The sequence below is a fragment of the Gluconobacter sp. Dm-62 genome, assembly GCF_018256155.1.
GTDB lineage: Bacteria > Pseudomonadota > Alphaproteobacteria > Acetobacterales > Acetobacteraceae > Gluconobacter.
Window position 1 is genome coordinate 1 of record NZ_JAERLY010000038.1, and the last position, 7,887, is coordinate 7,887.

Consider the following 7,887-nt stretch of genomic DNA (forward strand, 5'->3'; position numbering starts at 1 on the left):
ATCAGGAGCGCCCCCGCCCCTTTGGGGCCACCCATCTTGTGCCCCGACACCGCAACACTGCATCCGCCCAGCACGAACTTCACCCGTCCTGCGCTCTGCACAGCGTCCACATGCAGATGCGCACCCGAGTCGCGACACACCGCCAAGACATCCTCCAACGGCGAAAGCACCCCCGTCTCGTTATTGGCGGACATCACGCAGACCAGTGCCGGGCCGCTCTCCCGCAACCGCGCGCGCAGGTGTTCCACATTCACAATTCCGTCCCTGTCCACCGGCAGGATTTCAGCGTCCGGCGCGGCCTTGAGAATGGCATCATGTTCCGTAGACCCAACGAAAATCCGGCGTCCCTGACCGAAAGCATGAACCGCCATCGCATCGGCTTCCGTCGCCCCGGAGGTGAACACGCAAGTCCCGGAAATCCGCCCGAAACCCGCTGCCATTCGGCTTCTGGCGTCTTCAAGCACCCGGCGGGCCTCCCGGCCTTCCGCATGAACCGAAGACGGGTTTCCGGACAACATCATCCCCGCAAGCGCCGCATCCTTTGCACAGGGGCGCAGGGGCTCGGTGGCGTTGGCATCCAGATAGGTCGTCCCGGAGACAGTCTTCAGCGCAGTCATCATGTTTTCCAGATTGGGCAAACGGGTGGAAATCGCAATGGCATGTCGATTTTGGTGGAAATCGGCTTTTGCGAATCGATATACACAGCATCACCGGACGGCAGAGTTCCAATCCTGCCTGACACAGCGCGAGAGTATTATGCCTGAAGTGATGTTCGCCGGCCCAGACGGCCGGCTTGAGGGTCGTTACCACCACTCCAGCGAACCCAACGCTCCGCTTGCCCTGGTGCTGCATCCCCATCCGCTCCACGGCGGCACTATGAACAACCGCATCACCTACACGATGTATCGCAGCTTCGAGAAGATGGGCTTCTCGGTCATGCGCTACAATTCGCGTGGCGTGGGCCGCTCCCAGGGCCGTTATGACGGCGGTATCGGCGAAATTTCCGATGCAGCCGCTGCCCTCGACTGGATGCAGATGGTCAATCCGAACTCCACCGAACTGTGGATCTCGGGCTATTCCTTCGGTGCCTTCGTCGGCATGCAGCTTCTGATGCGTCGCCCCGAAATCAGCGGCTGGATCAGCGTGGCCCCTCCGGCCAATGACTATGATTTCGGCTTTCTGGCACCCTGTCCGTGCAGCGGCCTGATGATTGCCGGTGGCAAGGATGAAATGGCTCCCGAGCCGGGCATCCGCAAGCTGGTGGACAAGCTGAACACCCAGAAGAACGTGACCGTCGACTATCGCATTTTCGAAGACGCCGACCACATCTTCGCCAAACAGGCCGACCGGGTTGCCGAAGCCCTCGAAGACCACGTGAACACGATGCGTGGCCGCAAGGCGCTGGCTCTGGCCGCAGACTGATCCGGGATCTTCGCCCCGTCAGAGACTTCAAAAATGGCTCTCCCTTCCGGAGAGCCGTTTTTGTTTCCGGCACTACAATTCCTTGCTCCGTCCAGACAAATATGTAACCGGATATTTCATGCAAGACCGAAACATTCTGCACCCCGGCGCCCCTTTGTCCCTCCCCGTCGAGGTCTCGCACCTCACCAAGAGCTTTGGCAGTTTCAAAGCGCTGGATGACGTATCCTTCTCCATCGCACAAGGCGAGACCGTGGCCCTTCTGGGACGCAACGGCGCGGGTAAATCCACCCTGATCGGATGCCTCATGGGCTTCCTGCTCGCGGATGGCGGAAGCATCGATATTTTCGGTCACAGCATCGCAGCCCTCCCGCGTGAAATCCGGGCGCGGACAGGCTTTGTCCCCCAGACCATGACCGGTTTCGGCAGCTTCCGCGTCAGCCAGCTCATGAGCTACATCGCCGCGTTCTACGGCGAACTTCCTCCCGTCGATCCGGCCCTGATCGCCTGGGCTGACCTTGATCCGAAAAAGCAGGTCCGCTCCCTGTCCGGCGGACAGAAACAGCGCTTGGCCATCGTGCTCGCCATGCGTCACAACCCGGAATTCCTGGTTCTGGACGAACCCGTCGCTAGTCTAGACCCCCACGCCCGGCGGGACTTCATGAACCTGCTCGACGCCTATACGCAGCGGACCGGCGCTAGCATCCTGATCTCCTCGCATATCCTGTCCGATCTCGAACGCATGTGCTCGCGGCTGCTCTTCGTCCGGCAGGGCCGCGTGGTGCTGGATGTCCCCACCGAGACGTTCCGCGCTACCACACGCTGGCTCGAACACCCCACACCCGATCAGCTTCTCGCAGCACTGCCTGCCGATATCCAGATCCTCGGCCAGCGCCCTGATGCGTTGCTGGTCCATGGCTGGACCGGAGACCTCATCCTCCCCGAAAATACCCTGACAGTCGTGCCGGATTTCGAGGATGCCTTTCTGGAAATCACGGCGCCCCGCACGGCCCCGGCCTCTGCTGAAGGATCGGACAGCGCGGCATGATGAGCTTCCTGCCCTCGGGCGCACTGGAACGCAGCGATATGTTCCGCGCGCTGCGGCTGTATGGCACGCGCATTTTTCTCGTCGGCAATCCGATGGTCTACACGGCCGGGTTCTTCATCGTTCTTGCGGGCATGACGGCCCATGATCTGCACACGGCGCTCCTGACGCAGGGGCTGGAAAAAGCGCTCAAACACGCCAACGTCTTTAACGCCGCCATCGCCGCGACCTTTATACAGAACTGCCTGCAAACCCATTCCGGCAACCAGATCGGCGCGTCCCAGGCCCCAGCCATCCCGGGCCTGCTTCACGCCGAGGCCCGCGCGGCAGCCCTGACGTCCATTGTAGCCATCATCGCCCTCGCAGGCCTGCTGGGCTGGAGCGGACTGCCGCTGCATGACACGCTGTTCTACACACTTCTCAACACGGTTCCGGCTGTCGTCCAGTGGTACGCCCCGCCGCAGCAGACATCCCGCAGAATCAAAGGCATCATGGCAGTCATTGGCGTCAGCCTGCTGCTCGGCCTGATGCTCCTGACCTTGACGACCGATTTTCCGCTCTGGGCGCTCACACGTCCGGCCGTCCTGACCATCCCCGCCGATCTCGCCATGATGGGCCTGCTGACAGCGGCCATCATGACGCTGCCCAACCGTCTGCACTCCCCGGCCATGCTGGCGCCCACGGATGGCGTCACGGCATCCGCCCCGGAATTTGCGATGCCAGACAGCGCACCGCCCGTCGCACCACAGGATCTCAGCTTCTATCAGCTCCGGCAGATGCTCCTCTCCCCGGCCTCTCCGACCAGTCAGCGCAACGACCTGCTGATCAGCCTGATCATGCCTGCCAGCATCATCCTGTTCATGGGCAGCCTGCCGCTCGGACACGGCTCTTTCGGCACCCGGATCGCCCATCTGACGCCCGGCATGACGATCCTGATCGCCCTTCAGGACGGCTGGATCAGCAACCGCAAACACTGGCCGCTGCTCCTGACGACGGGACGTTTCGGCAGCCGGCTCAGTTTCGTGCGCGCGGTGTTCGCCGCCAAGGCCAGCCGGATTTTCATGACGGCCCCGCTCCGGACCCTGAGCCTCATGCTGCCGGTCACGCTCTTCAAACCGCTTACCCCCACCCATGCCCTGCTGGACGGCGTGGAACTGCTGGTTGCAATGCTCGGGGTGACATTCTGCTGCCCGCTGCCGTTCCTCGTCATGAAGCAGCCTCCGCAGGGCATTATCGTTGCGGCCAGCATCGCCCCGGCCTTCCTGCTCCAGATCTGCAACCCGTTCATTCTGGGAACCCGCATCTTCGGACCAATCGCCCTGGCCCTCGCAGCCCTTGGGGCGCTCTGCTTCTTCGTTGTCCCATCCCGCATGGCCCGCTCCGACTGGCCTTACGAGACCGAGTAAGCGTCGAATAAGCGCCCTGCCCGATGCCTCGCCGGGCTCCGGAGTTTCCGCTCCGGTCCCGGTCATGCTAGGGTTTGTGTCCCTTCTTTTCAGCAGTAGCGTAGCAAGACCGACCCATGACAAAGAGTCCGTTCCTTCTCGAAGCCCAGGCCCGCGGCCTGATCTTCCAGTGCACCGACCTCGACGCCCTCGACGAGGCCATGCTGGCCGGACCGATCACCGCCTATGTGGGTTTCGATCCGACAGCGGACTCCCTGCATGTCGGCAATGCGCTCTCCATCATGGCGCTGCGCCTACTCCAGAAACACGGCCATCGCCCGATCGCGCTGATGGGCGGCGGCACGGCCAAGATCGGCGACCCGTCGTTCCGCGACGAGGCCCGCTCCCTCATCACGAACGAGACGATCGCGCACAACATCGCCGGGATCGAAAAATCCCTGCGCCAGTTCATGACCTTCAGCGATGAAGACCCTTCCAGCGGTGCCATCCTCGCCAATAATGCCGACTGGCTGGACCAGCTCTCCTACATCAACCTGCTACAGGATGTGGGCGCCCATTTCTCCATCAGCCGCATGCTCTCTTTCGACAGCGTGAAGCAGCGTCTGGATCGTGAGCAGGGTCTGACCTTTCTGGAGTTCAACTACTCCATCCTTCAGTCCTATGATTTCCGCGAACTGAACCGCCGTCATGGTGCTGTCCTGCAGATGGGCGGCTCGGACCAGTGGGGCAACATCGTAGCGGGCATCGACCTCACGCGCCGCACCGATTCCAAGCAGGTTTTCGGCCTGACGACCCCCCTCGTGACCACCTCCTCGGGTGCGAAAATGGGCAAGTCCGCCAACGGGGCCACGTGGGTCCGGGCAGAGCGTCTGCCGGCATTCGAATACTGGCAGTTCTGGCGCAACACCGAAGACGCCGATGTCGGTCGGTTCCTCAAGCTCTTCACGGACCTTCCGGTTGAGGAATGTGAGCGTCTGGGCGCTCTCGAAGGCTCGGAAATCAACGAGGCCAAAAAGATCCTCGCCACTGAAGCGACCGCCATCTGTCACGGTCGGGCGGCGGCCGAAGAAGCCGCCGAGACGGCACGCCGCGTCTTCGAGCAGGGCTCCACTCAGGCCGCCCTGCCCGAAATCGACCTGCCTGCCAACCTGATCGCCGAAGGCCTGCCCGCTTTCCGTGTCTTTCAGGAAGCCGGACTGGCCACAAGCGGCGGTGAAGCACGGCGCCTGATCCGTGGCGGCGGCGGTCGCGTCAATGACGTGGTTGTCTCCGACGAGAACCAGACCTTCACGCTCGACGATCTGCGCGAGGGCGTTCTGAAGGTCTCATCCGGCAAAAAGAAGCACATCTTGCTCCGTCCGGTCTGAGCCCCGTCATGACCCCAGCCATGACCGATGTCATCTGCGACATCTGACACTGCACCCTGTTTTTCTGCGCCGGAACGGGCATCCTCATCGCGGGCTGCCCCAACGGAAGCGGAGCGCGGATGATGACGGAACAGAAGAACTGGCGTGGTCTGCTAACCGACTGCGCAGGACTGATCTTCGCAGCCGTCTGGGCCACGCGCGGCGCTCAGGCAGGCCGGTTGTCCATTCCACTGACTGTCACCCTCATCGCCCTCCCGACAGTCCTGCTCGCCCTCGGCTTCATCCGCCGCGACCTCATTCTGCGACGCCCGGAAACCACCCTCGATCCGAAGCTGGCGCGTCGCATCAAAATCCTGCGCTTCATCGGGATTTTCGTCGCCGCCTCATGGACCCATGCCCATCACCCGGTGGACCTGTTTTATCCGCTGCTCGGCGCCATCATCGGCCTGTCCTACATTCCGCTGGGCCATGCCCTGAAAGAACCGGTCCATCTCTTTATGGGCGGGGCCATCGTTCTGATTTCCGGCATCTCCCTGCTCCTGCCAGAACCGCAGCATCTTGAGGTCGCGGGCTTCGGCACGGCTGCCGCCATTTGGGCCGGCAGCGCGCTCCGTCTGTGGCGTTCGGGAACATTCTTGACCCCGGACACGTCCTCAACCACCCTCGCCTGATGGCCGCAGATTCCCTCTCCCGCCATCTGGCGGACCGCAAGACGCCGTGGCCCCATTTCAACCAGTATCTGGTGGCCTATCTGAGCTACCTGCTGTTCTATCCCGTCCCGTGGCTGCTGGGTTATCACCGCCCCACGCTCGCTGGCGTCCTGTTCTCCACGGCCGCCATGCTGGTCTTCCTGCTGGTCTATTTCGCGCCCTACCGCAAAGACCGGTATTACGGCTACGGCGAGATCATCCTCACCGATCTGATCGGCTATGCCTGCGCCTGGACGCATGGGGACTGGGAAGTCTACTGCATTTTCGCCGCCGGAATGTGCGCCCGCCTGCCCGGAAAGCGGCAGTCCATCACGATGGTCATCCTGCTTCAGGTCGTCCTGATCATTTCGGGGCATTTCCGCCACAAGACCACGCTGGAAGTCATCCCCGGCGCCTTTTTCAGCATCATCACCTATATGGGCACACTGGTGCAGTGGCAGCTCGGCATCCGCAATTTCGAACTGCGCGAAGCCCAGAACGAAATCCGCACTCTCGCCACGACCGCCGAGCGCGAACGCATCGCGCGTGACCTGCATGATCTGCTCGGCCATTCCCTCACGGTCATTTCCGTGAAAGCCGAACTGGCCGATCGCCTGTTCACGGCCGACACGTCCCGCGCCCGACAGGAAGTCACCGAAATCAGCCAGATCGCTCGCACCTCCTTGCGCGAAGTCCGTGACGCCGTCTCCGGCATGAACGGCGCCTCGCTCCAGCGCGAACTGGACCGCGCCCGCAAGGCCCTGAACACAGCAGGAATCACGCTCGCCCTGAACGGTCCCGGCCCCTCCACCGATCAGCCACAGAACAGCGTCCTCGCCCTGGCCCTGCGCGAAGCCGTCACGAATGTCATCCGCCACTCCGACGCCCGAACCTGTACCCTCACCTTCCAGCATAACGCGGAAGGGCATATCCACACCTTCACCCTCGAAGACGACGGCCCCCTTCAGGCCGCGCAATCCGCCCCTAGCCTCATCGAAGGCAACGGCCTGCGTGGCATGCGGGCACGGCTCGCCGCTTCGGGTGGCACACTCACCGTCTCCCCCCACCCCCAGGGCTTCAAGCTGACTGCAACGATACTCCCATGATCCGCCTCATCCTCGCCGAAGACCAGACCATGCTCCTTGATGCCTTCGAGGCCCTGCTGCAACTCGAAGACGACATCCAGATCGTCGGCCGTGCGACCGACGGACGCGAGGCGCTCGACCTGATCCGCGAACACCGCCCCGATGTCGTCCTGACCGACATCGAAATGCCGCATGTCACGGGCATCGAACTTGCGGAAAAAATCCTTCAGGAAGGCCTGCCCAGCCGTGTGATGATCGTGACGACCTTCGGACGCTCCGGCTATCTGCGCCGCGCACTTCAGGCCGGCGTACGCGGCTATATGCTCAAGGACGCCCCTATCACACAGCTCGCCGCCGCCATCCGCAAGGTGGCGGCAGGCGGACGCGCCATCGCGCCCGATCTGGCCGAAGCTGTGTGGGACGCCCTGCCCGACCCGCTCTCCGAACGCGAACGCGCCATGCTCCGCCTCGCCGAAGCCGGACGCACCAACCGCGAAATCGCCGAGGAACTGTCCCTGTCCTCAGGCACGGTCCGCAATTATTTCTCGGAAATCGTGCAGAAACTGGATGCCCGAAACCGGATCGAAGCCGGACGCATCGCCCGGGCGAATGGCTGGCTCTAAGAGGGACGGGAAGGACAGTCCGGAGAACGAAGTCGCTCCCGCAACGCTGCCCGATCATGATAGGATAGCCTGTCATTGCTGGCGGAAGACGTTTACATGCAGCTTCTCGGGCTCGTCTTTGCTTTCGCGAAGTTCATCATCCTTGCGCTTGGAGCCCTGGTCATTCTGGGGATCGTGATGCAGATGATCTCGGGGAAAAAGGATGCAGGAACCACCAACCAGAAAACAGCGGAAGACCCGATCGATGCCCCCC

The 7,887-nt window shown here is 62.6% G+C and carries 8 protein-coding genes; 7 read left to right on the forward strand and 1 reads right to left on the reverse strand.

What is annotated here, in order from left to right; genetic code table 11:
* On the reverse strand, positions 1-620 hold a 620-nt coding region (locus tag JK202_RS15875), incomplete at its 3' end, for a cysteine desulfurase family protein (protein ID WP_249200187.1).
* 136 nt (positions 621-756) lie between these two features.
* On the opposite strand from JK202_RS15875, the gene JK202_RS15880 reads away from it, so the two are divergent.
* The 7 genes from JK202_RS15880 (at position 757) to JK202_RS15910 (ending at position 7,634) form a co-directional block, all read left to right on the forward strand.
* The gene (locus JK202_RS15880; protein ID WP_211562438.1) at positions 757-1,422 is read left to right on the forward strand and encodes an alpha/beta hydrolase; all 666 of its coding nucleotides are present in this window, start codon (positions 757-759) and stop codon (positions 1,420-1,422) included.
* A gap of 118 nt (positions 1,423-1,540) precedes the next feature.
* Positions 1,541-2,467 (forward strand): ABC transporter ATP-binding protein, encoded by a 927-nt coding sequence (locus JK202_RS15885; protein ID WP_211562440.1) that lies wholly within the window; start codon positions 1,541-1,543, stop codon positions 2,465-2,467.
* The gene (locus tag JK202_RS15890) at positions 2,464-3,870 is read left to right on the forward strand and encodes an ABC transporter permease (RefSeq protein WP_211562442.1); all 1,407 of its coding nucleotides are present in this window, start codon (positions 2,464-2,466) and stop codon (positions 3,868-3,870) included. Before JK202_RS15885 ends, JK202_RS15890 begins: the two co-directional genes overlap by 4 nt.
* Positions 3,871-3,986: 116 nt before the next feature.
* Complete coding sequence (gene tyrS, locus JK202_RS15895; protein ID WP_211562444.1) at positions 3,987-5,237, forward strand: tyrosine--tRNA ligase; 1,251 nt, start codon at positions 3,987-3,989, stop codon at positions 5,235-5,237.
* A 119-nt stretch (positions 5,238-5,356) separates the two neighbouring features.
* Positions 5,357-5,908: a hypothetical protein gene (locus tag JK202_RS15900; RefSeq protein ID WP_211562446.1), complete on the forward strand. Its 552-nt coding sequence runs from the start codon at positions 5,357-5,359 to the stop codon at positions 5,906-5,908.
* Entirely contained in the window at positions 5,908-7,032 is a 1,125-nt protein-coding gene (locus JK202_RS15905; protein WP_211562449.1) for a sensor histidine kinase, read from the forward strand. Before JK202_RS15900 ends, JK202_RS15905 begins: the two co-directional genes overlap by 1 nt.
* Positions 7,029-7,634: a response regulator transcription factor gene (locus tag JK202_RS15910; RefSeq protein WP_211562451.1), complete on the forward strand. Its 606-nt coding sequence runs from the start codon at positions 7,029-7,031 to the stop codon at positions 7,632-7,634. The genes JK202_RS15905 and JK202_RS15910 overlap by 4 nt, the downstream gene beginning before the upstream one ends.
* Positions 7,635-7,887 lie beyond the last annotated feature (253 nt).